26 protein-coding genes are annotated in these 26,154 nt (G+C 44.1%); 15 read left to right on the top strand and 11 right to left on the bottom strand.

Annotated elements, in window-relative coordinates; all coding sequences use genetic code 11:
• Positions 1 to 11 precede the first annotated feature (11 nt).
• The 4 genes from HOO90_RS07275 to HOO90_RS07260 all read right to left on the bottom strand — a co-directional run bounded on the left by HOO90_RS07275 (position 12) and on the right by HOO90_RS07260 (position 4,216).
• Positions 12 to 2,297, bottom strand: coding sequence for a bifunctional (p)ppGpp synthetase/guanosine-3',5'-bis(diphosphate) 3'-pyrophosphohydrolase (locus tag HOO90_RS07275; protein ID WP_292841520.1), 2,286 nt, complete (start codon positions 2,295 to 2,297; stop codon positions 12 to 14).
• A 65-nt stretch (positions 2,298 to 2,362) separates the two neighbouring features.
• A complete protein-coding gene (gene rpoZ / locus HOO90_RS07270; RefSeq protein ID WP_292841517.1) occupies positions 2,363 to 2,575 on the bottom strand; it encodes a DNA-directed RNA polymerase subunit omega in 213 nt (70 codons plus the stop codon).
• 108 nt (positions 2,576 to 2,683) lie between these two features.
• Positions 2,684 to 3,295, bottom strand: a complete 612-nt coding sequence (gmk, locus tag HOO90_RS07265) for a guanylate kinase (protein WP_292841514.1) — start codon at positions 3,293 to 3,295, stop codon at positions 2,684 to 2,686.
• Positions 3,296 to 3,349: 54 nt separating this feature from the next.
• Positions 3,350 to 4,216, bottom strand: coding sequence for a YicC/YloC family endoribonuclease (locus tag HOO90_RS07260; protein WP_292841511.1), 867 nt, complete (start codon positions 4,214 to 4,216; stop codon positions 3,350 to 3,352).
• A gap of 212 nt (positions 4,217 to 4,428) precedes the next feature.
• On the opposite strand from HOO90_RS07260, the gene HOO90_RS07255 reads away from it, so the two are divergent.
• The 6 genes from HOO90_RS07255 to hemW are packed head-to-tail and all read left to right on the top strand — an operon-like array spanning position 4,429 to position 9,217.
• The gene (locus HOO90_RS07255) at positions 4,429 to 5,448 is read left to right on the top strand and encodes a serine/threonine-protein kinase (RefSeq protein ID WP_292841509.1); all 1,020 of its coding nucleotides are present in this window, start codon (positions 4,429 to 4,431) and stop codon (positions 5,446 to 5,448) included.
• 6 nt (positions 5,449 to 5,454) lie between these two features.
• The gene (locus HOO90_RS07250; RefSeq protein ID WP_292841507.1) at positions 5,455 to 6,384 is read left to right on the top strand and encodes a protein phosphatase 2C domain-containing protein; all 930 of its coding nucleotides are present in this window, start codon (positions 5,455 to 5,457) and stop codon (positions 6,382 to 6,384) included.
• 40 nt (positions 6,385 to 6,424) lie between these two features.
• On the top strand, positions 6,425 to 7,159 hold the full coding sequence (gene rph, locus HOO90_RS07245; RefSeq protein ID WP_292841504.1) for a ribonuclease PH: 735 nt from the start codon (positions 6,425 to 6,427) through the stop codon (positions 7,157 to 7,159).
• Complete coding sequence (gene rdgB / locus HOO90_RS07240; RefSeq protein WP_292841501.1) at positions 7,152 to 7,766, top strand: RdgB/HAM1 family non-canonical purine NTP pyrophosphatase; 615 nt, start codon at positions 7,152 to 7,154, stop codon at positions 7,764 to 7,766. The genes rph and rdgB overlap by 8 nt, the downstream gene beginning before the upstream one ends.
• A complete protein-coding gene (locus HOO90_RS07235) occupies positions 7,759 to 7,989 on the top strand; it encodes a hypothetical protein (RefSeq protein ID WP_292841498.1) in 231 nt (76 codons plus the stop codon). Before rdgB ends, HOO90_RS07235 begins: the two co-directional genes overlap by 8 nt.
• A 16-nt stretch (positions 7,990 to 8,005) precedes the next feature.
• Positions 8,006 to 9,217, top strand: coding sequence for a radical SAM family heme chaperone HemW (gene hemW, locus HOO90_RS07230; protein WP_292841563.1), 1,212 nt, complete (start codon positions 8,006 to 8,008; stop codon positions 9,215 to 9,217).
• A gap of 72 nt (positions 9,218 to 9,289) precedes the next feature.
• Here the strand turns inward: hemW and HOO90_RS07225 are convergent, their stop codons facing one another.
• Entirely contained in the window at positions 9,290 to 9,925 is a 636-nt protein-coding gene (locus HOO90_RS07225; protein WP_292841495.1) for a TetR/AcrR family transcriptional regulator, read from the bottom strand.
• A gap of 141 nt (positions 9,926 to 10,066) precedes the next feature.
• Between HOO90_RS07225 and HOO90_RS07220 the strand changes: the two genes are divergently transcribed.
• From HOO90_RS07220 to HOO90_RS07210, 3 genes are all read left to right on the top strand, one after another.
• A complete protein-coding gene (locus tag HOO90_RS07220) occupies positions 10,067 to 10,810 on the top strand; it encodes an SDR family oxidoreductase (protein ID WP_292841492.1) in 744 nt (247 codons plus the stop codon).
• Positions 10,811 to 10,878: 68 nt separating this feature from the next.
• Positions 10,879 to 11,703, top strand: a complete 825-nt coding sequence (locus tag HOO90_RS07215; RefSeq protein WP_292841489.1) for an alpha/beta hydrolase — start codon at positions 10,879 to 10,881, stop codon at positions 11,701 to 11,703.
• A 21-nt stretch (positions 11,704 to 11,724) separates the two neighbouring features.
• Complete coding sequence (locus HOO90_RS07210) at positions 11,725 to 11,964, top strand: DUF2798 domain-containing protein (protein WP_292841486.1); 240 nt, start codon at positions 11,725 to 11,727, stop codon at positions 11,962 to 11,964.
• A gap of 37 nt (positions 11,965 to 12,001) precedes the next feature.
• Here the strand turns inward: HOO90_RS07210 and HOO90_RS07205 are convergent, their stop codons facing one another.
• A complete protein-coding gene (locus HOO90_RS07205; RefSeq protein WP_292841483.1) occupies positions 12,002 to 13,663 on the bottom strand; it encodes a hypothetical protein in 1,662 nt (553 codons plus the stop codon).
• Positions 13,664 to 13,740: 77 nt separating this feature from the next.
• The gene (gene argH, locus HOO90_RS07200; protein ID WP_292841480.1) at positions 13,741 to 15,144 is read right to left on the bottom strand and encodes an argininosuccinate lyase; all 1,404 of its coding nucleotides are present in this window, start codon (positions 15,142 to 15,144) and stop codon (positions 13,741 to 13,743) included.
• Between the two features lie 165 nt (positions 15,145 to 15,309).
• Here argH and HOO90_RS07195 point away from each other — a divergent pair, with 165 nt between their 5' ends.
• From HOO90_RS07195 to HOO90_RS07170, 6 genes are read left to right on the top strand one after another with little or no spacing between them, the layout of a single operon-like run.
• On the top strand, positions 15,310 to 16,302 hold the full coding sequence (locus HOO90_RS07195) for a histidine kinase (RefSeq protein WP_292841478.1): 993 nt from the start codon (positions 15,310 to 15,312) through the stop codon (positions 16,300 to 16,302).
• Entirely contained in the window at positions 16,299 to 17,069 is a 771-nt protein-coding gene (locus HOO90_RS07190; protein WP_292841475.1) for a LytTR family DNA-binding domain-containing protein, read from the top strand. Before HOO90_RS07195 ends, HOO90_RS07190 begins: the two co-directional genes overlap by 4 nt.
• 59 nt (positions 17,070 to 17,128) lie before the next feature.
• Positions 17,129 to 18,100, top strand: a complete 972-nt coding sequence (gene hemC / locus HOO90_RS07185; RefSeq protein ID WP_292841472.1) for a hydroxymethylbilane synthase — start codon at positions 17,129 to 17,131, stop codon at positions 18,098 to 18,100.
• A 43-nt stretch (positions 18,101 to 18,143) separates the two neighbouring features.
• The gene (locus HOO90_RS07180; RefSeq protein ID WP_292841469.1) at positions 18,144 to 18,917 is read left to right on the top strand and encodes a uroporphyrinogen-III synthase; all 774 of its coding nucleotides are present in this window, start codon (positions 18,144 to 18,146) and stop codon (positions 18,915 to 18,917) included.
• On the top strand, positions 18,910 to 19,950 hold the full coding sequence (locus HOO90_RS07175; RefSeq protein ID WP_292841466.1) for a uroporphyrinogen-III C-methyltransferase: 1,041 nt from the start codon (positions 18,910 to 18,912) through the stop codon (positions 19,948 to 19,950). The genes HOO90_RS07180 and HOO90_RS07175 overlap by 8 nt, the downstream gene beginning before the upstream one ends.
• Before the next feature lie 30 nt (positions 19,951 to 19,980).
• Positions 19,981 to 20,403, top strand: a complete 423-nt coding sequence (locus HOO90_RS07170; protein ID WP_292841463.1) for a heme biosynthesis HemY N-terminal domain-containing protein — start codon at positions 19,981 to 19,983, stop codon at positions 20,401 to 20,403.
• A gap of 56 nt (positions 20,404 to 20,459) precedes the next feature.
• Here HOO90_RS07170 and HOO90_RS07165 read toward each other — a convergent pair whose 3' ends face one another.
• The 4 genes from HOO90_RS07165 to HOO90_RS07150 form a co-directional block, all read right to left on the bottom strand.
• Positions 20,460 to 20,774 (bottom strand): DUF3240 family protein, encoded by a 315-nt coding sequence (locus tag HOO90_RS07165; protein WP_292841460.1) that lies wholly within the window; start codon positions 20,772 to 20,774, stop codon positions 20,460 to 20,462.
• Positions 20,775 to 20,784: 10 nt separating this feature from the next.
• On the bottom strand, positions 20,785 to 23,859 hold the full coding sequence (locus tag HOO90_RS07160; protein WP_292841457.1) for a CusA/CzcA family heavy metal efflux RND transporter: 3,075 nt from the start codon (positions 23,857 to 23,859) through the stop codon (positions 20,785 to 20,787).
• Entirely contained in the window at positions 23,859 to 24,986 is a 1,128-nt protein-coding gene (locus HOO90_RS07155; protein WP_292841454.1) for an efflux RND transporter periplasmic adaptor subunit, read from the bottom strand. The genes HOO90_RS07160 and HOO90_RS07155 overlap by 1 nt, the downstream gene beginning before the upstream one ends.
• Positions 24,983 to 26,154: TolC family protein (locus tag HOO90_RS07150; RefSeq protein WP_292841451.1), on the bottom strand; the 1,172-nt coding region annotated here is incomplete at its 5' end. The genes HOO90_RS07150 and HOO90_RS07155, both read right to left, overlap by 4 nt.

Genomic DNA, 26,154 nt, shown 5'->3' with positions numbered 1-26,154 from the left:
TAAGCTGCAGCTTATTGAGAAGTTTTCTTTGTGCCATTGCCAGTGGTATTACCTTTGGCTCTATTAATGCGCACCACATCTGGTATCTTACGTAAACCTCGCATTAACTCAGCCAAATGCACGCGGTCTCTCACTTGCACGGTAAAGTATAGATTTGCATAGGCGCTACCGTCTTCTTCTTCAACGCTCACATTATCAATATTAGAACCTGCATCGGCAATGCCCGAGGCGATTTTAGCCAGCATGCCAGGCTGATTGGCCACCGTTAAATTTAGATTGGTTTTATACAAACGCTGATTTTCAGGCTCCCATTCTACATCCAGCCATTTGTCTGGATCTAAGCGGAATTTGCGTATTGCGGGGCAATCGTGAGTGTGCACCACCAAGCCTTTATCTTTATTGATAAACCCTAAAATAGGGTCGCCCGGAATTGGTCTACAACATTGTGCAAATTGCACCGCCATGCCCTCTGAACCGCGGATGGTGATGGTATCTAACGGTTTCTTGGTTGATTTTCCAAAAATTTTGCCAAAGAACTTGCCTAGCGTGCCTTCTGATGGTTCTTCTTGCACCTCACCCAACGCTAACAATTGATGCGCCACCATTACATTTTGACGTTTGCCTAAACCAATATCCGTCAAGATTTCTGATTTCTTTTTCAAACCATAATCGCGTATGAGTTTTTGCCATTGCTGATCGGTAATTTGGTTCGGCTCCACGTGCAAAGCACGCAAAGCCTGATTAAGCATGCGCTCACCTAGCTGTGCCGATTCCATCGATTTTTGTGATTTTAAGAAATGGCGAATATGCGCCCTAGCACGCCCAGTCACTACGTAATTTAACCAAGCCGGGTTAGGTTTAGCCAGTGAACCCGTGATAATTTCAACATGGTCACCATTATGCAACTCTGTGCGCAGCGGCGCTAATTCATGATTGATGCGCACCGCCACACAACTATTGCCAATATCAGAATGCACCGCATAGGCAAAATCAACCGCAGTGGCTCCTTTAGGCAAAGCCAAAATCGTCCCCTTTGGCGTGAATACATAAACTTCATCTGGAAACAGATCAATTTTAAGGTGCTCAAGAAAATCCAGCGAATCGGAACTCTCACTTTGAATTTCTAGCAAGCGCTGCAGCCATTGATGCGTTTGTTGTTGCAAGGCGGTTAATTGAGCATCACTGGATTTGTATAACCAGTGCGCAGCCACGCCAGCATCTGCAATATTGTGCATTTCCGTGCTGCGAATTTGCACTTCGATTGGCGTACCGAACGGACCAAATAAAGTGGTATGCAACGATTGGTAGCCATTGGCTTTGGGTATAGCAATATAATCTTTGAATTTACTTGGAATAGGCTTATAAAGCCCATGTAATGCACCCAAAGCCAAATAACAGCTGGGCAAATCTTTAACTACCACTCTAAAGCCATAAATGTCGTAAATTTGCGAGAACGTCGTCGTTTTACCACTCATCTTCTTGTAAATACTGTAAAGATGCTTTTCGCGTCCAGACACTTCTGCTTCAATATTCAAGGTAAGCAATTGCTGCTTAATTGAATCGAGTATTTTGCTGATAACTTCTTTGCGGTTTCCTCTTGCCGCCAATATGGCTTTAGAGATAGCGCGGTATCGCATGGGGTATAGATATTGAAAACTTAAATCTTCCAGCGCTTGGTAAATATCATTTAAACCTAGGCGATTAGCAATCGGCGCATAGATTTCTAGCGTTTCTTGCGCGATGAGTTTTTGTTTTTCTGGCTTCATTGCCTCTAGCGTTTGCATATTATGCAAACGGTCTGCCAATTTCACCAAAATGACGCGCACATCTTGCGACATGGCGAGCAGCATTTTTCTGAAATTTTCTGCCTGCGCCACACTGGCGCTTTGAAACTCGATTTTATCCAGCTTGGTTACGCCGTCTACCAGTTCGGCCACTTGCGGACCAAATTTTTCTGAAATTTCTTGCGTTGTTACGTCGGTATCTTCCACCACATCATGCAATAAGGCGGCTAATATAGTTGGCACATCCATATGCAAATCAGCCAATACACAGGCTACTGAGACCGGATGTGAAATGTAAGGCTCACCCGTTTTGCGTACGACACCCTCATGGGCCTGAAAGGCGAACCGATAAGCACTCCAAACTTGCTCTACATCCTGAGGTTTTAGGTATTGCTTAAGACGAATACTGAGGGCTGACTCTTCGCTATCCGCAGGTAGCAAAGGGGCCGAGCCTAATTGCGCCGAATTAGGCTTTGGTGAATCCGCGTGAGTATTTGGTGCGGTTTTTTGCATCGGGCCTTCACTGCTTACAATCTAATAACGGATGTATTTAACTTGTAAAATCTGACTTATAAAACTTATGAGTGCGTACGATTTAAGATTTCTACGCCAATTTTACCCGCTGCAATCTCACGTAATGCCAATACCGTTGACTTGTCACGCAAACCTTGTGTATTGATAAGTGGTTCAGCACCGTTATGCAGTTGGCGCGCTCGGTAAGCTGCGACTAGTGTCAGTTGAAAACGATTTGGGATTTGGTCTAAGCAATCATCTACAGTAATTCGTGCCATGATAGGGTTTCCTGTTTTAGCTAAAAATTAAAAGGCTTACAAAAATTGGGTATAAAGCATTAAAGTATCTAAAATAAAGCCCTGAACAGTAAGCTTTAAGATAAATTACTAGGTAAGTGTTTGAATCAAACCTGCGTAACGTTGCAGTTGAACTGAACTTGCAAGCCGTTGCGCGCGAATAATGGCGCTAATGTCTTGTAAGGCAACGTCAAAATCATCATTGATTGTAACATAATCGAACTCTGCCACGTGGCGCATTTCAGTGCGCGCCGCTGCAACCCGCTTAGCAATCACCTCAGCACTGTCCTGACCTCGGCCGTTAAGCCGACGTTCTAAGGCTTCAATAGAAGGCGGCAATACAAAAATACTGATTGCCCGTGGATACAATCGACGCACTTGGGCGGCGCCTTGCCAATCTATTTCTAATACAATATCAAAGCCCGCTGCTAAGGGAGCCTTGATGGCTGAGTGTGACGTACCATAGCGTGCATCGTGCACTTCTGCACTCTCCAAAAATTGCGCTTCACCCAGCATTTTTAAAAATGTAGCGTCGTCCACAAAGTGATAATCGACGCCATTCACTTCACTGGGGCGAGGATTGCGCGTTGTGTGTGAAATTGAAAGTTTTAAATGTTCGTCTTTGGCCAGCAAAGCTTTTATCAAGCTTGTTTTGCCTGCGCCAGAAGCGGCGGTGATAATAAATAAGTTACCTATAGTCATGTGCCTATTTTACGATAAATTTAGCGGAATCCATCGCATTAAGTCTGCTAAATTTTATTCCACATTTTGTATCTGCTCACGCATTTGCTCAATCAGCACCTTTAATTCCATTGACACCTGCGTTGTTTGCACAGAAACCGATTTTGAGCCTAAGGTATTTGCCTCACGATTCAACTCTTGCATTAAAAAATCCAGTCGTTTTCCGGCGGGTGCGTCACTGCTTAATATACGCCTGACTTCAGAGATATGCGCGGTTAAGCGAGTCAGTTCTTCATCTACATCAATGCGTTGTGCGAACAAGACCAATTCTTGCGCGATGCGTTCTTGGTCAATATTTTTCAGACTTTCTTGCAGCTTGCTTTCAAGTTTAATCTGATATTCTTTCGTAAGTGCTGGCAATAGCGGCTTTACTTTTATCACTAGAGTTTCAATTTGACTCAGTCTATCCAAAATCAAGGCTTTTAGTTTTTCACCTTCACGTGACCGTGAGGCATTCAAATCACGCAAACCATTTTGGACAAGCTTCTTTACGTCTTCCGCTAGCTTATCGGTACTAATCGCATCGTTAATCACCACACCTGGCCAGCGCAAAATATCAGCAATGCTTAATTGACAACCATGTGGAAAACTTAACAGTGCTTTTTCCTGCATCGCCGCCAATTGTTGCATTAAAGTTTCATCAAGCTGTAGTGCATGATTTGCTTGTGCGCGTTGAATTAAATTGAGTTTACATTCAACTTTGCCGCGACTCAGTTGTGCCGTAATCAATTCACGAATAGTAGGCTCTAAGCTTCTTAAATTTTCATCCAATTTAAAATGCAAATCCAAATAACGGCTGTTTACTGCTCGCAACTCCAGTATCAGTGTCGCATTATCGATGGGTTGTTCCAGTGCTGCAAAGCCAGTCATGCTGAATGTCATGCTATAAAATCCTAATTTAAACCAACAGAATAGCTACATGGTATCAAATTCAAGCCACTTAATGCCAAAATTAAACATGAATAAAAAGTATAAATAACTTTAATTACAATCGATTACGCGCTATATTGCCGAATGCACTCTAAGTTTTGAAGCAAGCGTTTGCTTGATGAGGCACAATTAAAACTAACAGATAGAGCACCAACCGATACAAAGTGTCAGTTACTGAGAATTTTGCACTGCCCACTGGTTACCAGTTACAAGACTATGAAATTAGAAAAGTCTTAAGCTCTGGTGGGTTTAGCTTTGTCTATCTGGCGCGTGATAAAGACAAAAATACCGTTGCCATCAAAGAGTATTTACCAACCTCCATCGCCTTACGCACCGACAGCGCCACCGTGGTACCGAATGCAGATGATGTTGTGCTGTTTAGGCGTGGACTGAAATGTTTTTTTGATGAAGGCTTGGCGCTTGCCAAAATTGACCATAAAAATATCGTACGCGTGCTTAATTTTTTTCGCGCCAATGAAACCGTCTATATGGTGATGCAGTACGAGCGCGGTAAATCACTACAAGAATATATTTTAGGCCAAACGACTTTAGTTTCTGAGCAGTTTATCCGCCGCGTTTTTAGTGAGCTTGCCAACGGCCTGCGTGAGGTGCATACCCACAAGCTTTTGCACCTAGATATTAAACCTGCCAACATTTACATACGTTTAGATGGCTCACCCGTGCTGCTCGATTTTGGCTCCGCAAGGCAAGCGCTTAGTGAGAATCTGGCTAAATTCTCGCCCAGCTACACACCAGGCTTTGCTTCACCCGAGCAATATTACGATAGAAAATTACTGGGGCCTTGGAGCGATATTTACAGTATTGGGGCCACCATGTACTCTTGCTTAACACGCACCTCACCGCCCGCGGCCAATCAGCGTATTAAGAATGATTTGCTGATACCTGCTGTGAGGGTAGGTAAAGATAATTACTCGCAAAGCCTTTTAGAAATAATCGATAAATGCTTAAGTCTTGATTATCTTGAGCGTCCGCAAAGCGTGTTTTCATTGCAAAAATCATTGCTAGATTCCAAGCCAGAACCTAAGCGAAAAACCACGCTGGTGAATAAGATTGTCGATGTACTGAATACACCAATTACCATAAAATCGAGCTCTACCAAACTAACACCATCAAAACAAACACCACATAAACCGACCCTGAATAAACATACGCAACTTAAATAAATCACCATGAAATTTACTATTTACCAAAATAGCCTGCAAGGCCCACGCCAGTATAATCAAGATCGACTCGCCTACTCATACAGCAAAGATGCCCTGTTGCTGGTTGTGGCAGATGGCATGGGGGGCCATCGGCATGGAGAAATTGCAGCGCAACTTGCCGTGACCACCATGACGGACGCATTTCAGCGTTTGGCGGTGCCGACTTTATCCTCCCCAGCAAAATTTCTAATTGAGCATATTCAACAAGTACATGACATGATTGATCAGCTCACACAAGAGCGTGAAATGTTGGAGTCTCCCCGCACTACAATTGTTGCAGCAGTGGTACAACGCGGTTTTCTATACTGCGCGCATGTTGGCGACTCTCGGTTATATCATTTTAGAGATGGCCATTTGTTGTATCGCACCGAAGACCACTCGATTGTGCAATCTTTGTACAACAAAGGCATGATCAATAAAAGCGACATGTCGACACATCCTTACCGCCACAAAGTGTTTAGCTGCTTGGGCGGAGATGTTCCACCCAAGATTGACCTTTCTGACCGACAAGAACTGCTTGAAGGTGATACCATTTTATTGTGTACTGACGGTGTTTGGGGTGCAGTCTCCGACGACCAAATCAAACACATACTCAATAAGCCATCCATCACCGATGGCATTACGGCATTGCTGAATCAGGCCGATAAAGTCAGCCAAGAACAAGGCGACAACATGAGCGCTATCGGTTTACAATGGGGCGATAAACAAAGTACTGGTCTAGCGGTTTCTACCATCACCATGCCGATGGGCGCTACCACCACCATTATGAACCCGATTACACACCCTAATCTGCAAAATACTGCCGATGATCAAACAGAAGTAGACTTAACTGACGATGAGATTGAAAATACCATCTTAGAAATTCAACGTGCGCTATTAAAAACCAATCGCAAATAAACCAAGTCAAATTAGTCATTCACAAAACAGGATTTACCGTATGCCAGCAAGTAACAACATTAGACCAAGCCAACGTGCTCATAACCAATTACGCGATGTAGAAATTATCCGCCATTACACCAAGCATGCTGAAGGTTCCGTGCTGGTTAAATTTGGCGATACGCATGTGCTTTGCACTGCTAGTGTCGAGGAAAAAGTACCCGGCTTTTTAAAAGGCAAGGGCCAAGGTTGGGTAACGGCGGAATACGGCATGTTGCCACGCTCAACGGGCAGCCGCATGGATAGAGAAGCTTCAAAGGGTAAACAGTCTGGCCGCACGCAAGAGATTCAACGTTTAATTGGTCGCTCATTACGTGCCATTATTGATTTAGAAAAACTGGGTGAACGTAGTGTTCATTTAGATTGTGACGTGATTCAAGCCGATGGCGGCACCCGCACCGCCAGCATCACGGGTGCTTATGTCGCCTTGCATGATGCAATTTCCACCTTGCTAAAAAGTGGCAAGCTTGCGCAAAGCCCATTAAAACAAGGCGTAGCGGCAATTTCCGTAGGTGTTTACAAAGGCACACCTGTGCTGGATTTAGACTACATTGAAGATTCCGACTGCGATACCGACATGAACGTCGTTCTTACCGCAGATGGTGGGTTTGTGGAAATTCAAGGCACAGCAGAAGGCGAACCATTCAGCCGCGAGGCCATGAACGCCATGCTAGATTTAGCAGCACATGGCATTGTGCAGCTCATTGCCAAACAAAATGAGGTGTTAAATGTTTAGCAAGCTCGTTATCGCCACCGGCAATAAAGGCAAGTTGCGCGAAATCGAGCACATTCTTTCGCCATTGGATATTGAAGTCATCCCACAAAGCGCGCTTAGCGTACCAGAGTGCGAAGAACCATTTTGTACTTTCATTGAAAATGCGCTCGCTAAAGCGCGCCATGCCAGTAAACATACAGGTTTGCCAGCGCTTGCCGATGATTCTGGTTTGTGTGTAGATGCCCTGCAAGGCACACCTGGCGTGCTTTCGGCCAGATACGCAGGTGACCCTAGCCTACCAAAAGATGAGCAGGATGAAGCTAACAATCAAAAATTGCTAAATGTGCTTGTTGGTGAAAAAAATCGCCATGCCCATTTCTACTGTGTGATGGTACTGGTGCGCTATGAGCATGACCCAGAACCTATCATCGCAGAAGGGCAATGGCACGGCGAAATTCTTACTGAATACCGTGGCAACGATGGCTTTGGTTACGATCCACTTTTTTTAGACGACAAAACTGGTAAAACCGTTGCCGAATTGCCGCTGGAAATCAAATGCCGTATTAGCCATCGCGGTCATGCCATGGCAAAATTATTACAAAAACTGGAGCGACTCAGCCATGAGTAACGCTCATAAAGCCGCTTGGCCAAAATGGTTGCGCGACGATAAAACCGTGGTTTCGTGTACGGAAAAAGTTAAAGTCATGGCCGAAAACTTTGATGAGATTAGACAGATCACGCAAGATGCGTTTGAAGATGGCTTATTGATGGAAGTTAGTGAGGCACAGATGCGCGAAGCACTGCACCACCTTGTTGATGCACTGGTGAACCCTTATAAAAAAAATAATTGAAATTAAAGCTGCGGCCATATTAAACGCAAAGCCCATCAATGCTGTTGCGCCTCTTGAAGGTACCGCAACTTTATCTGGCCTCACAAACCCACCACCACTTTCCCTGTACATTCACATTCCATGGTGCGTCAAAAAATGTCCTTATTGCGACTTTAATTCACATGAAATTAGACATAAATTGGGCGAAATTCCAGAAGCAGCATATGTCGATGCGCTCATCACCGATTTAGAGCTTGCCACGCCCAAAGTTTGGGGGCGAAAAATTAAAAGCGTATTTTTTGGTGGCGGAACGCCTAGCTTATTTTCTGCCGAATCGATAGACCGCATTTTGAGTCAGGTGCGCATGCTAACGCCACTAGAATTTGATGCAGAAATTACACTAGAAGCTAATCCTGGCACCGTCGATGCCGCTAACTTTGTCGGCTACAAACAAGCTGGGGTTAATCGCCTATCACTCGGCATACAAAGTTTTAATACGGATTATTTAAAAGCTTTGGGGCGCATTCACGATAGCGAGCAAGCTTTTGCAGCGGTTGAGCTTGCAATGAACAACTTCGAGCAAGTCAATTGCGACATCATGTACGGCTTGCCCAATCAAACTTTAAAAGATGCCTTGCAAGATGCTCAAACAGCCGTACGATTTGGTCCTGCGCATTTATCTTTTTACCATTTAACCTTAGAGCCGAATACGCCATTTTACCGCACACCCCCTAGCCTACCAGATGATGATACGAGTAGCGACATGCAAATTGCCATTGAAACCTTATTAGCAGAGGGTGGCTACATACATTACGAGACTTCCGCCTTTGCAAAAAAGGGAAAACAAGCAAAACATAATATTAATTATTGGCAGTTTGGCGATTATTTAGGCATCGGTGCGGGTGCACATAGCAAGCTTAGCTATCACAACAAAATCACCCGCGAGACTCGCCCAAAACACCCAAGAGCCTATATGGAAAAAGCCTCGCAGGGCAACGCTATCGAACGCGAATGGAGCATCTCACAAGAAGAACTTGGCTTTGAGTTTATTATGAATGCCCTACGCTTAATTAACGGTGTGCCAATCGCATTATTCCAACAGCGCACAGGCCTGAATATTCAAGTGCTAGAATCGGCGATTAAAAATGCACAAAGCAAAGGTTTGTTACTGGTAGAAAATGGCAAATTGCAACCAACTCTGTTGGGCCAACGCTTTTTAAATGAACTGCTGGAATTATTTTTGGATTAATTAGTTATATTGGTGGGCGAAATAGTATACACATTAATGTTGGATAAGTTATTTGTGTGACTAAACTAATTGCTAGCTTTCTGGCCAGTTTTTCAGTGCAATTTCAACAATCGCAAGTAATTCTTCTCTTGTTGCGCCACTAGTTGCCTGTATCGACATGCCTTGATGTATTGTCGCTATATATTTTGCAAGCTGTTGGGAATTTACATGTTGTGGTAAATCACCTTGTTGTTTCGCTAGCTCAAAACGTTTAGAAAGATTTACTTCAAAACCTTTTCTGTAAGCAATTAATTCTTGCTGAATAGTCTGTGAAGACTGCCCGCAGGTAAGTGCGCCTTGCACAATCATGCAACCATTAGGCGTACTTTTGTCACTAAAAAATTCTGCGGCGCCTGTTAATAATCTTTCAACAGTTTGGCGTGCTGTGGGTGCTTTCATGGCTTCACCCACAAATGCAACTGGTCCCCCTGTATAGCGCGCTAACGCCTTACGAAACAACGCCTCTTTATTTCCAAAAGCCGCATAAATGCTAGGCTTATTGATACCAAGTGCATCAGTAAGCTCCGCCATAGAAGTCCCCTCATAGCCATGCGACCAAAAAACTTCTAATGCTTTGTCTAGCGCTTCATCTTGCTTAAAACCCAATGGACGACCACGTGGTTTTGTAAGTGGTTTAACAAGGTCTTTTGTTTTATCTGATTCATTCATAAGCGTTTATTTTCTATACAAGTAAATATTGTACCATTTAGTATAAATATATTTGACAAATTATTTTAACTCATTTATTATTTATTTACCGTTCGGTATGAATATAAAAATTTAATTTTATGACTTCAAGGAATATGGAAAATGGAAAAACAAACAGAAAAGATTGCATTCATTACAGGTGCAAATCGTGGCATTGGTTTTGAAACAGCTAGAAGTTTAGGCAAGCTCGGAATTACTGTGATTCTTGGAACGCGTGATATAGAAAAAGGCCAAGTCGCAGTAAATGAACTTCAATCGCTTGGATATAAAGCAGAAGTCATTCAGTACGACGCAAATCAGGCGGAATCTGCTAATAGCGCTTTTGACTATATAGCTAAAAATCATGGAAAGTTGGATATCTTAGTCAACAATGCTGGCATCAGCTTGGAACAGCTAATGGGATTCAATAATAGCAGCCTAATCAGTGAAGATGTCTTACATAAAACATTTCAAACTAACCTTTTTGCAGTCATTGCACTCACCCAGAAGCTATTGCCATTGATTAAAAAATCTAGCGCAGGTCGAATCGTCAATCTCTCAAGCATATTAGGTTCGCTAACTTTGCATAGCATGCCCAATTCACCCATCAATCCTGCAAAGGCTTTTGCGTACAACGCCTCTAAAACTGCGCTTAATTCCTACACCATACATTTAGCGCATGAGCTACGCGATACCAATATTAAAGTAAATTCAGCCCATCCTGGTTGGGTGAAAACTGAGCTTGGTGGCGCAAATGCGCCAATGGAAGTTGCAGATAGTAGCAAAACAAGTGCACGCTTGGCGACCTTAGATGCTGACGGGCCGAGTGGTGGCTTCTTTCACGAAGGTGAGACTTTGCCTTGGTAAGATTCTAGCCGAACCACACCAACAAATATCATAGAAGGAGCATATAAAAATGCGTGTCTTAAGCGGTATTGGTCAAGTTTCAAATAGGCGATGGCAGAACGCTACGCTTTTTAAAAGCGGGGGTTGGTCAGCCATTAATTTTAATACATACCATACGCACGCAATTAGATTATTTTGAAGAGGCCATTCCCAGGCTAGCGCAGCATTACACCGTCTATGCAATAGATTTACCTGGTCATGGTTACTCATCAATTGATACCAATGCCAATTATGATGAGCCTTACTTCCGCGGTGCTATCGTTGCCTTTATTGAAAAATACAATCTGCATAATGTGACTCTGGTAGGCGAATCAATTGGGGCGGTATTAGCCTTAACCGTTGCCAGCTCATTACCAGAACGCATCAAAGCAGTAGTTGCATCGAATACTTACGACTACGATACACGTTATGCTGATGGCGTGCGTCGTGGAAATTTCATTGCAAACTTTATTCTTGGCCATTTCGCTATCCCTGTTCTTGGGGCAGTATTCGCTAAGCTTGAAAATAAATTATTGCTTGGCATTATTCTGCGTGGCGGATTGCAAATAAGACAATGGATGCCGAATCAATTACTTACCGAATTTAACAACACGGGGTTTCGCAAAGGTTACCGTTATGTTGAACGTAGCACCTTTGCAGCGTGGCATTCATGGAGTAAGGCTCGCACTTTATATAGCACAGTAAAAGCGCCAGTTAAACTCATATATGGTCAACATGATTGGTCAACTTTAGATGAACGTAAGCGTACTGCGAAAGAATTAGGTGATGTAAAAATCAACACTGTTGCGAATACTGGACATTTTGCTTTTGTGGATAACCCCAGTAAGCTGATTGAACTTGTATTGGCTCGTTGATTACGATTAGAGCTAAAAAATATGGCGATTAAAATTACTTATCGTTATCATATGTTCTTATTTGCGTTAATCATGTCAGCAAGCGCCGCATTGACAGTGTCTGGCATCATTATTTATTTGCATTTCGAAGGACATACTGGCTTTATGGTGAAATGGTTTACTGCATTTTTTACAGCATGGCCTATCGTATTCATCGCGATATTGACTATTGCACCTGTTGTAAATAGATTGCTTGACCTATTTGTCGAAGAATTTCAGTGATAATGAAATAATTTTTTAATTTTAAAAACAAAAGTACTTACTCTTCACGCGCCAGCCTCTCACGCACATCCAGCAAATCTCGCAATAGCATAATCTCTTGTATTACGTCTAAGCCGAAGCCTGCACGTTCGCTATCGCGGTTATCCGTTAATAGCGTATTGAGATAAGATTTAGCTGCTTTGAGTTGATCTTCACCAGCGTCACAATCTGCCCACAGTTTAATCACTTGCTCAATAATATGCGGAAATTCTTCTAGGCTTGTGGCTACTACCATAGGCAAGGGCCCGCTATCCCATGTTGGCAACATCACATTAAAGGTTTGATGCAGTTGCCTTGCATAATCCATAAACTCGGCTTTTTGATTGGTTTTGCGGTAGACGTTTAACAATGCTAACCAATGGGGCAATGAAGCCTTCGGTGCAGCTTGAATTTGCGATTTCAACAACATAATCGCTTCTCTCTCGCGATTAATGTTGACGTAGATTTTGGCTTGCTCCAACACCATGTCGCCTTCTTCTTTATTTTTCATTGCCATGAGGGTGTTTAAATCACCTTCCATAGCACTGGCAGAAAACTCACTCGGCGTTTGTGTCAACTCTACTACATCTACTGAAGATTTTTTATCCTCTTCGGGTTCAAAAGTGCTAACAAATTCACTCTTATCCATTGGCTGCAAGCTGTCTGAGCTAAAGTAGCGGAAAGTTTTAGCCTGCTTACGTCTGTACAAAAATATAACGAGCGCAATAGCCAACACAATGAGTAAGGTAATGATTTCCAATAGATACTTAGCAATAATTGATTCTTGTGCTGTGTCTTCTACTGCAAGCTGCACAACGGCTGGTTTAGGTGCTGGACTTTGTGCAACAGGTGGCTTGAAAGAAGCCGATGGCTCAACTGTGATATTAGTCTCGGCAGGCTTGGCTTCTGGCGCAGCGGATTTAACTGACTCTAAAACATTAGCGGCCTGTGGATTAGACGCCTGTGCATTTATTTCTTTAACATCCGCCTCTTTAATCGCTGGGGTTTGAATCGCCGAGCTTTGCGTTTGTTCTAAAGATTCTGCTGGTTTTGGCGGTTCAACTGCTGCAGGTGCTTGTGTTGGCACAGGCACCTCAGCGATGGGGGTTGAGGTTGTTACGGGTGCAATTGGAGTACGCTTTATTTCATCATTTAGCGCAACCATCACCTGCTGCAAATGAGCTAATTTCGCATTGAGCTTGTCTAAATCTTGCTTGAGTTGCTCGTTTTTCTTCACTAACGCTTCATAATCGGCCTGCATTTGCGGGCTAAGTGCGTATTTTTCAGCATCCTTCAGGCCATAACTCATGTGCAATTTTGGCTGCTTACTGACGCTTGCCTTTTTAGGGCGCGCGGACTTGATTTTACCGCTATGCTTCGCCAGTGTTTTAATATGAGGGATGATAATCAGGCTGGCCTGATTGGTCGTGGTATAAGCGTTAAGATTTGGCCGAATCTCTTGGCTAAGCTGCAAAGTTTTACGTATAAACAAGCGCTGCATTCTTTTGTTTTTTGGGTAAAACAGTTTTGCTAGGCTTTGCACACTCTCACCAGACAACAATGGCCAGGTAATATTGTTGGATTCTTGATCTGATGCAGTTTCTGGTGCCTGTAATGCGCTATTGGAAATGGGCGATGCTTCTTGCAATATATCTTCAGCGAGTAATAAATTACTGTGCATAGCAATGGCAAAAGCCAATACTAGGTTCAGTTTTTTATATTTTTTATCGCTAAAAATCAAATGGGTTCATCACTATTTTAGTTAATTAATGCTCTAGCACGCGCTATTGCTGCTTTCACCTGTGCTGGCGCAGTGCCGCCAATATGATTACGGCTATTGAGCGAGCCTTCTAAGGTTAATACTGCGTACACATCGTCGCTAATTTCTGCTGCAAACTCTTGTAACGTCACCAATGGCAAATTACTTAAATCTACTTTTTTATCTACGGCATAACGCACTGCCAAAGCCACCACCTCATGCGCATCTCTAAATGGCATGCCCTTTTTCACTAAATAATCAGCCAAATCGGTTGCTGTTGCAAAACCTTCACTGGCTGCTTGGCGCATGTTTTCATTACTCACCGTAATGCCACGCATCATGTCCGCATAAATTTCTAAGGTAACAAGCAGAGTGTCTGCCGTATCAAATAGCGGCTCTTTATCTTCTTGATTATCCTTGTTATAAGCGAGCGGCTGGCCTTTCATTAAAGTAAGCAATGCGGTTAAATGCCCGTAAACACGGCCCGTTTTACCTCGCACCAGCTCTGGCACATCGGGGTTTTTCTTTTGCGGCATAATCGATGAACCCGTGCAAAAACGGTCAGCAATATCGACAAAGGCAAATCTTGGAGAGCTCCATAAAATAAGCTCTTCCGATAATCTTGATAGATGCGTCATCACCAAAGAAGAGGCAAAGGTAAATTCAATGGCAAAATCACGGTCAGAAACTGCATCCAATGAATTTTCACACACGCCATCAAACGCTAATTTTTTTGCAACCAATTCGCGGTCAATAGGGTAGCTTGTACCCGCCAAGGCCGCGGCACCTAAAGGCAAGCGATTAATACGCTTTCTAGTGTCAACAAATCGTTCTGTGTCTCGCTTTAGCATTTCTACATAAGCCATTAAATGATGGCCAAAGGTAACGGGCTGTGCCACTTGTAGGTGGGTGAAACCTGGCATCACCGTATCAAAATTTGCGTCAGCTAAATCCAGCAAGCTAAGTTGTAGCTTTTTTAAACCCAGAATCACATCATCGGTCGTTGCACGCAACCACAACCTCACATCGGTCGCAACCTGGTCGTTACGGCTTCTGCCGGTATGCAAGCGCTTACCCGCATCGCCGATTTTATCGGTCAGGCGCTTTTCAATGTTTAAGTGAACGTCTTCTAAATCGAGTAGCCACTCAAATTGACCCGCCTCGATTTCCTTAAGAATTTCTGACAAACCAGTTTCTATGGATTGGACATCTTCCAAACTGATGATTTTTTGCGCGCCCAACATTTGCGCATGTGCAATCGAGCCTTGAATATCGTAAACGGCGAGGCGCTGATCAAAGCTCACTGAAGCGGTATATTTTTTCACCAACTCGGCGACAGGTTCATTGAATCGACCTGACCAGCTGGTATTTTTTTTATTTAGGGCGCTTTCTTTTTGTGTCACAGTCTATTTCTCGTTTAATCGTTTTGCTTATAATTTTGTGGAATTTGTCTTTTTTACTATTTATTGGCTAAAAAGCAAAATCTTGTTTAATAATAATATACTTATATAACATAAGTATAATGCAAAACAATATGACAACGATGCAGCGCAACACAAAAACTGGCCATGAGAAAATCTAACCGATTGCCGAATATGCGTAATTTAGGCGTTAACTTGCGCATATTAGTCATTGTCAACGTGGCATTAGCATTTGCGGCGGTGCTACTTACTAGCAGCTTATTGGAATTTTCGGCGCTTTTCACCTCCATCTCCGCTGTAGCGCAACCCATGCTGCTATTAAGTCTGCTGTTATTATATGTGAGCTATCCTTTGTTAATTAAACTTAACTACAAGCGCGGCATTTTTGCGATGCTGCTGATCATATTATTGGCTTGCAGTGGCGTTTATGAATTGTTTTCTCAGTTAATGATATTTAACAATTTGCCCAGCAGCACGCGTGCACTTTTTTATGTTTTTATTGTGAGTGCAATCACCCTGTTTTATTTTGACTTGCAACAACGCGCTTATTCACCGGCAATTGATGAGGCGCGCTTGCAAGCCTTGCAAGCGCGGATACGTCCGCATTTTTTATTCAACTGCATTAATGCTGTGTTGTCAATGATACGTAGCCAACCAAAACAAGCCGAAACGGCCTTAGAGGACATGGCAGACTTATTTCGTGTGCTGATGGCCGATAATCGTGACTTAGTGCCGCTTACACAGGAAATTGCACTCTGTAGGCAGTATTTGGCGCTTGAAAAATTGCGTTTAGAGGAGCGACTCATCGTTGAATGGCAAATTGACTACATGCCACCCGATGCTCTTATACCGCCATTACTATTGCAACCGCTGATAGAAAATGCGGTATACCATGGCATTGAACCACTGGCGGCTGGCGGCAAAATTACTATTCAAATTTATACCAAACGCGATGAAATACATTTAATATTAAGTAATCCTTATAGCTTAAAAAATACGCGTCATATTGGCAATCAAATGGCACTCAAAAATATTAAAGAACGTTTAACTTTACATTTTGACTTAGAAGCTACGCTAAAAAGTACATTATCAAATGGTGAATACCAAGTATACATTACCTTACCACATACGACGAAATGACTGTTCCAACACTCAATCCCCTGAAAGTCTTAATCGCCGATGACGAGGCACCAGCACGCAATCGACTACGCGAACTTTTAGGCGAAATCAGCCAGGTAAATATCGTAGCTGAGGCTAAAAATGGACAAGAAGCCCTGAGTTTAGCCAACGATCATCAGCCAGACATTGTGTTACTGGACATCCGCATGCCTGGTATCGATGGCATTGAAGCGGCGCAGCACTTACAAAAACTAAGCAAGTCACCTGCGGTGATTTTTACTACGGCTTATGATACTTATGCCATACAGGCGTTTGATATGAATGCAGTTGATTATTTATTAAAGCCAATACGCCTCGAGCGCTTGCAAACCGCGCTGCAAAAAGCACGTGCCTTATTGCCTAGTCAACTTGACGCATTGGCACCATTAAGCCCAAAAAAAACACACTTTAGCATTACCGAACGCGGGCGGATTTTATTAGTGCCAATAGCCGAGGTGATTTTTTTACGTGCTGAGCTTAAATACATCACGGTACACACGGCCGAAAAAGAGTATTTATTAGAAGAATCGCTCAATAATTTGGAGCAAGAATTCGGCAACATCTTTATTCGCCTGCACCGGAATTGCTTGGTCGCTAAGGCCTATATTCTCGGTTATGAAAAGCGTTACCAAGAATTTGATGAAGAAGGTAATAAAAGTAGCGAAAAGCACTGGGTGGCCATATTAAAAAACACCGATGCAACCGTGGCTGTCAGCCGACGTCAACAACACTTAATCCGCACAACTTAAAGCCCCTTGAAAGCTTGTGATAAAATACGTCTACTTAATTAAAATTTCACCTCAATCCCATGAATACATCTAGCAAACCAAGCGCTTCTTACAATTTCAAAGCCCCTGACAGACTGGTAATCGCCTCACGTGAAAGCCCGCTTGCGATGTGGCAAGCGCTACATATTCAAAGCCGTTTGCAAGCGCTTTATCCGCAAACTACCGTCGAAATTTTAGGCATGACGACAACAGGAGACCAAATTTTGGATACCCCACTGGCCAAGGTGGGCGGAAAGGGCTTGTTTGTAAAAGAATTAGAGACAGCTTTAGAAGATGGTCGTGCAGATTTGGCGGTACATAGCATGAAAGATGTGCCCATGAACTTGCCCGAGGGCTTTATATTAACGGCCACTGGTGAGCGCGAAGATCCGCGTGATGCTTTTGTTTCAAATGATTTTGACTCGCTTGAAGACTTGCCCGCGGGCAGCATTGTCGGCACTTCCAGCTTGCGACGTCAAAGCCAGCTTCAAGCACGTTTACCACATTTAAAAATTGAATCCTTACGCGGTAATTTACAAACAAGACTTCGTAAACTGGATGAAGGCCAATATGCGGCCATCATTCTCGCCGCAGCTGGCCTGATTCGGCTTGGCTTAAGTGTGCGCATTCGTAATGTAATTTCCCCAGAACTGAGTATTCCAGCCGTAGGCCAAGGTGCATTAGGGATTGAGATTAATGCTAACCGCCCAGATTTAGTTGCTATTCTTTCACCGTTGAATCATGCCGATACCCAAGTATGTGTTGAAGCAGAACGCGCCATGAGCCGCGCGCTTGCTGGTAGCTGCACGGTGCCACTAGGTGCTTATGCCACCTGCCAGGGCGAAAATATTCACATCACTGGCTTTGTAGCGAGTGTAGATGGCAAGCAAATGCTGATAGAAACAGCGACTGGCCACCGAAACCAAGCCGATACTTTAGGTAAGACATTGGCCAATCAACTCTTAGCAAAAGGTGCAAACGAAATACTCGCTGCATTAGATGGACACAAATAACACTTGTACGGCTGAAGCGCACTGGCACACATAGAAAACTTTCATGGCAGATGATTTACTAAAAGATCTACATATTGCAGTCACGCGACCAATTGACCAAGCAGAGAGTATTTGCGATGCCATATTGCTTCACGGTGGAAAACCAACGCTCTTTCCATTGTTAGCCATATCACCTTTACAAGATTATAGTGCATTTGAACAAAGCATTACCCTGCTTGAACAGGCAGATTGGGCGCTCTTTATCAGCACTAACGCAGTGGTAAATTCACTGCCTAGAATCATCAAGAAATTCGGCAATGTGCCTGCTAACCTTAAATTTGCGGCCATTGGTCACCAAACCGCTAAAGAACTTGCGCTTTACGGCATACACGACGTGCTCACACCCCATTCACGTTTCGATAGTGAATCTCTGCTAGCTCTAGCCGAAATGCAGGATGTGGCGAATAAAACGGTATTCATTTTCCGTGGGATAGGTGGTCGTGATGTATTAGCCGATACCTTGAAATTACGCGGTGCCCATGTGATTTTTGCAGAATGCTATCGCCGCATCAATCCGCAAACAGATGTGCAAGCACTAAGCTCACTTTGGCAGCAAGGTCAGCTTGATGCCGTGATTGTAAGCAGCAGTGAAGCGATGCGTAACTTACTCTCTCTGGCAATAGAATCAGAATGGCTTCGGCACATAACACTGTGTGTAAATCACCCTAGAATTGCTGAATTGCCTTTACAATTTGGCTTAAATGTTTTGGTAACAGAGGCGCCAGGGGACGCTGCGATGATCAAATGCTTATCACAAGTGGTAGTGCAACATGGCTGAAGAAAAAGTGATTGAAGTGACCGACAGACGTAAGTCTTCACTCTTCTCAAACACCGCATTGATACTGGTTGTTATTGCTCTCCTCACACTCGCCTGGCAATGGGTGAGTACGCGCCAGCGCTTTAACGAAATTGAAAAATCACTCAGCCAAAAACTGGAAAATCAACAAGCTATCAACCAACAAAGTCTAGCGCTCGCAAAACAAGCCGAGGAGAGAAGCGTGCAAGCCAATGCTCGCACAATAATTTTAGAGCAAAAATTGGGAGAGTCGCGCGACCAGCAAGACGTGTTGCAAACCCTCTACGACCAGTTGGCAGAAAATCGTGAGGCGACTGCGGTGGCTGAAGTTGAACAGCTTTTAACCATTGCCAACCAGCAATTACAATTAATCGGCAATGTGAAATCTGCCTTATTAGCACTTCAGGCCGCAGATAAACGCTTAGAACCGCTTAATTTACCGCGTGCCAATCAATTGCGCGAAACAATTGCTGTAGAAATTGAGAACTTACGAAAATTGCCACAAGTTGACATCGTTAATATGAGTCAACAATTGGAAGATTTAGCGAATCTGTGCGCAACGTTACCTTTAATCAGTGAACGCCAGCCTACGCTGAATGCGAAAGCTGAACAGCAGAATACCAACAATGCAGGCAAGCTAAACCGCCTAGAAAAAATCGCCTATCCCATTTGGGAGGACATTAAAAATCTAGTCACCGTAGAGCGTATCGACAAGCCTGAACCACCCTTACTTTCGGCTGACCATGCTTTTTATCTCCGTGAAAATCTGAAACTACGTTTACTCACCGCCAGAGTGGCTTTATTACAGCACGATGAAGCCAGCTATAAGACCGATCTCGCCACCATTACCAGTTGGATTAATCAGTATTACGATGCAAAACATCCCAATGCTATTCAGGCATTTAGACTCTTGAAAAAACTTTCTGGAAATAATATTGATATTGAATTGCCGCAGCTGAGCGAAAGTATTTCGGCCGTTAATCGTTACAAATTAAGCCTAGAACAAAGTGATTAGGCTAGTGCAAGCTAGTTGGATAATGTGATTATGCTTAAAGGTAAGTTTTTTTGGTGGCTATTGATGATTTTACTGCTCATCAGCGTCGTGTGGCTGGCGAGTAATAATCAGGGCTACGTACTGATTGTGCGCCCGCCCTTTAGGTGGCAATTTTCTTTCAATTTTCTATTGATACTCATTGTGCTGAGTTTTTTAGTGCTGCATTATATTTTAAGGTTTGTGCATTATTTACGGCGTTTACCTGCAATTCGGTTAAGCAAAAAAGAAGCTGAGCGTCTACAAGCTAGCAATGATGCACTTCTTGAAGGCATGCATGCCTTGGCAGAAGGTGATTTTGAAAGTGCCGAAGTGGCCGTGAAACACGCACATGAATTGATTCAAAATGCCAATCATGAAAAAATATTGGCCGCACTCGCCTTAGAAAAAAACAAGCAAGGCGCATTATTAAAATAGCATTTCATGCTATTTATTCGCTGCAAAATAGTTTAAACACGTAGCTAGAATTTGCATTAACACTCTAAAATCGGCAACAAAATGTAGTGGATATCGGTACTTCTAAACCGACTTTTTAAACTCCCCACTAAATTTTTCAGATTCCCCGCGCTTGCATGCATCATGAACTGCACTCGCTCCTGCCTACCCGTCACTTGTTCGATAATGCTCAGTTTAGCGCCCTCGCCGTGCACTGTGCCGTGACCATGTACTTTATTACTGGTAAATCCGGTAATTTCAGTTTGTTCGAGCAGCACGTCTACCAACATCTCTTCAATATCTGGCGGTACAATTAAAATCAACAGGCCTTGCGGCGCTAAATTTTCTGACATGCGCTTGCTCCTACTTAAAAAATCGACGATAAAAGATGGGCAACAACACTAAAGTAAGTGCGGTTGAGGATACCAAACCACCAATTACAACAATCGCTAAGGGCCGTTGAATTTCCGAGCCTGGGCCAGTTGCAAATAACAGTGGGATTAGGCCGAATGCTGCAATACTCGCTGTCATCAACACGGGTCTTAAACGGCGTTTTGCGCCTTCGACCACGATGTCTAATTTACTCATGCCTTGCGCTTCCAGCAGATTAAAGTAGCTAACCATCACCACGCCATTTAGCACGGCAATCCCCAATAGCGCAATAAAACCTACCGAGGCGGGTACCGAAAGGTATTCGCCAGAAATCCACAAACCAAACACACCGCCAATCATGGCAAATGGAATGTTAGACAAAATCAGCAAAGCTTGTTTGATAGAGCCAAAGGTAGCGAAGAGCAGTAAGAAAATTAAGCCAATCGCCACAGGTACAACAATGGCCAAACGTGCCGCCGCGCGTTGCTGGTTTTCAAACTGACCGCCTAATTTAATCGAGTAACCTTCACCTAATTTAACTTCTGTATTTATACGCTGTTTGACTTCATCGACGAAGCTGACTAAATCGCGATCGCGAATATTGGCGGTTACCACCACCATTCGAATACCTCGTTCTCGATCCACTTTAACCGGACCTTCGGCACGCTCAATTTTAGCCACGGCTGAGAGTGGTACATTTGTGCCATTCGCCAGCGTAAGCATTAAATTACCAAAGTCCGAGGGTGAAGTACGCAAGTCTGCACTGCCTCTAATCAGCACTGGGGTACGTCGTTGGCCTTCTTGCACCACGCCCATCAATTTGCCTTCAAGTTGGGCGTGTAATATTGATTCTATCTCAGTAATGCTTAAACCTAAACGCCCAGCCGCGACACGGTCAATTTTGATTTGCAGGTACTGCACACCGCTATTTTGCGGGGTATAAACGTCTTGGCTACCTTTCACGGATTCTAAAATATGCACGATTTGCTGTGCTTTTGCATCTAGGGCCGTTAAATCTGGGCCATATATTTTAATCGCCAAGTCACCACGTACTCCCAAAATCATCTCGTTTACGCGCATATCGATTGGCTGTGTAAAGCTATAGGCCAAACCTGGCATTTCTGTCATGACTTTACGTAACTCATCAATCAATTCTTCTTTGGTTTCCATGCGCCATTCCGTTGATGGCTTCAAAATCAGAAAATTATCGGTTTGATTTAAACCCATGGGGTCTAAACCCAGCTCATCAGAACCCACGCGCGAATAAACGCCTTTTACCTCAGGCACCTGACTTAAAATGGCACGTTGCACGCTCATGTCTGTGGTTAAGCTTTGTTGCAAATTGATGGAGGGCAGTTTTTCTACCCCAATAATAATGTCGCCTTCGTCCATGGTTGGCATAAAGGTTTTGCCAATTTGCGTATACACCAAGCCAGTAATGGCCAACATGACGAATGCGCCGATGACGATAATTTTTGCATGATTTAACGACCACTTGAGCACGGGCTCATAAATGCCAAGTGCCTTTCTTACCAGCCAAGGTTCTTCGTGGCTGACTTCTTTGAGTAAGAAGGAGGCCAATACCGGAATAACCGTTAACGACAAAAACAGTGAACCCGCCAATGCAAACATAATGGTCAAGGCAACCGGAGCAAACAGTTTGCCCTCCAGGCCCTGCAAGGTAAGTAGTGGCAAAAATACGGTAATGATAATTAAAATGCCTGCCGTCACTGGTACGCTTACCTCGCGCACAGCACGGTAAATAATATGCAATCTAGGCAAAACACCCGATTTTTTTTGCGCGTCTTCACTGTGGTGAGCGAGATGCGACACAATATTCTCCACCACCACCACGGCAGCATCGACCAGCATACCAATGGCAATAGTCAAACCACCCAAGCTCATTAAATTGGCAGAGAGGCCAAAATAACGCATCAGTAAAAAAGTGAATAAGGCAGACAGTGGCAAAATAAAGGCTATGGTCAGTGCTGCTCTAAAATTCCCTAAAAACAACACCAGTAAAATCAACACCAATACTACAGCCTCTTCTAGCGCTTTAGTTACTGTATGAACGGCTCGCTCTACCAAACTACCTCGATTATAAAAGACGTTAGTCGTTACACCTTTAGGCAGGCTAGGTGCAATCTCTGCTAACTTAGCTTTAACGCCCTCCACCACTTGCTGGGCATTGGCACCACGCAAACCTAATACCAAGCCTTCAACCGCCTCGCCCTTACCGTTACTAGTTACGGCGCCATAGCGGGTAATCGAGCCAACGCGTACATCGGCCACATCGGAAATTTTTACCGACATCCCTTGCTCGGTGCGTACTATCGTGTTTTGTACATCCTCAATGGTTTTAAATCCACCTTCAGCACGCACCAATAGTGAGCCTTCTCCATCGTTTAGCCTACCAGCGCCACCGTTACGGTTATTGTTTTCTAGCACTTGTTGCAGCATATCAATCGCCACACCTCGGGCGTACATACGCGCATTGTCTGGCACAATCTCAAAGCTGCGTACATAGCCGCCTAGCGCGTTCACATCCGCCACACCTGGCACGGTACGTAATTGTGGGCGAATAACCCAATCCAGTAAGCTTCGTTTTTCTTGCAGACTGAGTGTATCGCTCTCCACCGTGAACATAAACATCTCGCCCAAAGGCGTGGTGAGTGGTGCCATACCGCCAGAAATATCGGTAGGCAAATTGCCCCAAACCGCATTTAAGCGTTCAGCTACTTGCTGGCGTGCCCAATAAATATCGGTGCCATCTTCAAAGTCCACAGTGATATCGGTCACGGCATATTTTGCAACCGAGCGTAAACCAGCTTGATGCGGAATACCGAGCATTTCCACTTCAATAGGCGCAGTAATACGGGCTTCTACTTCTTCTGGCGTCATGCCAGGTGCTTTGATGATAATTTTGACTTGCGTTGAAGACACATCTGGAAACGCATCAATCGGCAATGATTTATAGGCTAATGCACCCGCAACGGCCAAGCCAAGCGTAACAATCAGCATCAGCAAGCGCTGCGTAAGCGCAAATTGGATAAGTTTAGCTAACATTATTCGCCACCTAAACCTAACCATGTACCCTTAATAGCGGAGATTCCAGAGACGGCGATTTTTTCATCGCCTTTAAAGGCCGCATCCACTACGGCTTCATCGCCCTGTTCAGAAATCACTTTTACTGTCACTGGACGGAAACCCGTTTTAGTTTGTACAAAGACCAAAGCCTCGGTACCTTGTCGTGCAAGTGCTGATTTTGGCACGCTAAAGTGCTGTGCTTGAGCCCCTAGACTGATTTCAGCTTCCACCATTTGGCCAGGTGATAACTTATCAGTACCTTGGGTGATTTCTGCACGTAAATGTAAGGTTTGGTCGGCTTTATTTACATTGCGTATAACCGCAATCAGTTTACCGCTGGCTTGTAATTTTGGTATTTGTACTGGCATGCCTATTTTGACGAAAGGCAGACCTTCCAGTGGCGCATGAATTTCTAGCCAAAGTGGGTTAAGTTTTGCAATGCGGTAAAGCGGTGTGGCCATATCCACACGTTGGCCTGTGGTGACCAGTTGCTCTAATACCTGACCCTCTATCGGAGCGGTAAGGCTAATGCCACTATTCATACCTGCGCTTGGGCTAATTTTATTGATTGCCGCCTCGCCCATACCTGCCAAACGTAAAGCTTGCTTGCTTTGCTCAAACGATGCACTAGCCTCCGCGTGGGTACTTTCAGTTTCAAGATATCTACGTTGCGGAATAATGCCATCCTTAAATAATTCGGCATCCCGCGCTAGGCTTTTTGTTGCAAGTTTCTTTTGCGTTAAGGCAAGTAAATAGTCTTTCTGCAAACCCAAAATCTCTGGGCTCGACACATGGGCGATGACTTGACCTTTTTTCACATCTTGCCCAGCCGCAACATAAAGCTGATCGAGCAAACCAGACTGTGGTGCGCTCACAACCCGCACCTGACTCACTGGCACCACAATCTCCGCTGGAAAACGGCGGCTATTGAGCATAGTGTTTTTGCCGACTGGCGACACGGTCACACCCAAGCTCTGTTGCTGGGTTTTTGTCATCACAACATCGGCCAAGGCAACCTCTGCCGCCTGAGCTGTAGCATAGAAAGTCGCGATAATCGTGAAAAGGCTCGCTACAGAAAAAGTAGCTTTAATTGATACATCATTCATGGGAGAACTCCTACTGCTTGGTTGTAGCGGGCAATATCCCACTGTACTTGAATTTTTCTGGTTGTATAGGCGCGCTCTGCCTCGTATGTAAGTGCTTGCACACGCATTAAACTGACTAAATCAGATTCGCCGAGTTGAAACGATTTCTCAGCCAGGCGTACGCTTTCTTTCGCAATTTCATACTGCTTTGTGGCAATGATCAATTCGGCACGACTTACACTTAAATTATGCTCCGCTTCATGCATCATCGTTTCAAGCGTATTTCTAAGTGTTTCGCGCTCAGTGAGAGCATTACCCACCCCAAGTTCCGCGGCAGCTTTGATGGGTGTAGCGCGAGAATCACCCCCAAACGGAATACGTACTTTCACGCCTATGCTTTCATTCGACACATTGTCAAATGCACCTTTGGTACTGCGTACATTGAATAAAACTTGTAGATTTTCTTTACTCTCTACTTGCGCTAGGGAGCGCTCAGTTTCTGCTAAACCCACCTTAGATTGGGCTTCCGTCCAAATTGAAGACTGGCTATAATCCTCTAAAACCGATTGCGGCTCTTCGATTTTCGCTGGAATTTCGCGCAAACCCGTCAGTAAATAATAGCGATGCCGCGCATGCATCAATTCCGCCTCTGCACGCAAATGCTCCTTTTCAGCACGTAGTGTTTCCTGTTGCGCAAGCATGGCATCAGTTTTAGCGGTTTCGCCAGCTTGATAACGTCTTTCCACGTCTTTTTGCAATTTCATTGCAACTTCTAGTTTATTTTTAGTTAATTCAACATTATTGTTATTCAAAGCAATGTCCCAAACCGCCTCGCGCAGCAAACCCGCCACATGTAACTTCAAACTCTCACGATTTGCACTCAAGCTAGACTGCGTTGCATCGGCCACTTTTAGACGATTTTTTCGTTGATTCGGCAACCAAACCGGCACTTCCAAATCCGCCTGCCATTCACGCTCGCCACGGCCACTGCCCAACACATCATTCTGATGGCCAACACTAATAGCCGGAGCCAAAGGCAGCATTGCGTTAGCGATGGTTTTTTTTGCGGTAACGACAGACTCGCGCGATTGCAAAGTAGCCTGCAAAGGATTGCGAATGACTGTTTTATCCAATACATCACGCAATTGCAAACTCTCACTGACTTTTAACTCATCAAGATGATTATTAA

Source organism: Methylotenera sp. (assembly GCF_013141425.1).
In the GTDB taxonomy this organism is placed as follows: domain Bacteria; phylum Pseudomonadota; class Gammaproteobacteria; order Burkholderiales; family Methylophilaceae; genus Methylotenera.
The sequence above is the reverse complement of the archived record's forward strand: the minus strand, read 5'-3'. Positions and strand labels throughout refer to the sequence as shown.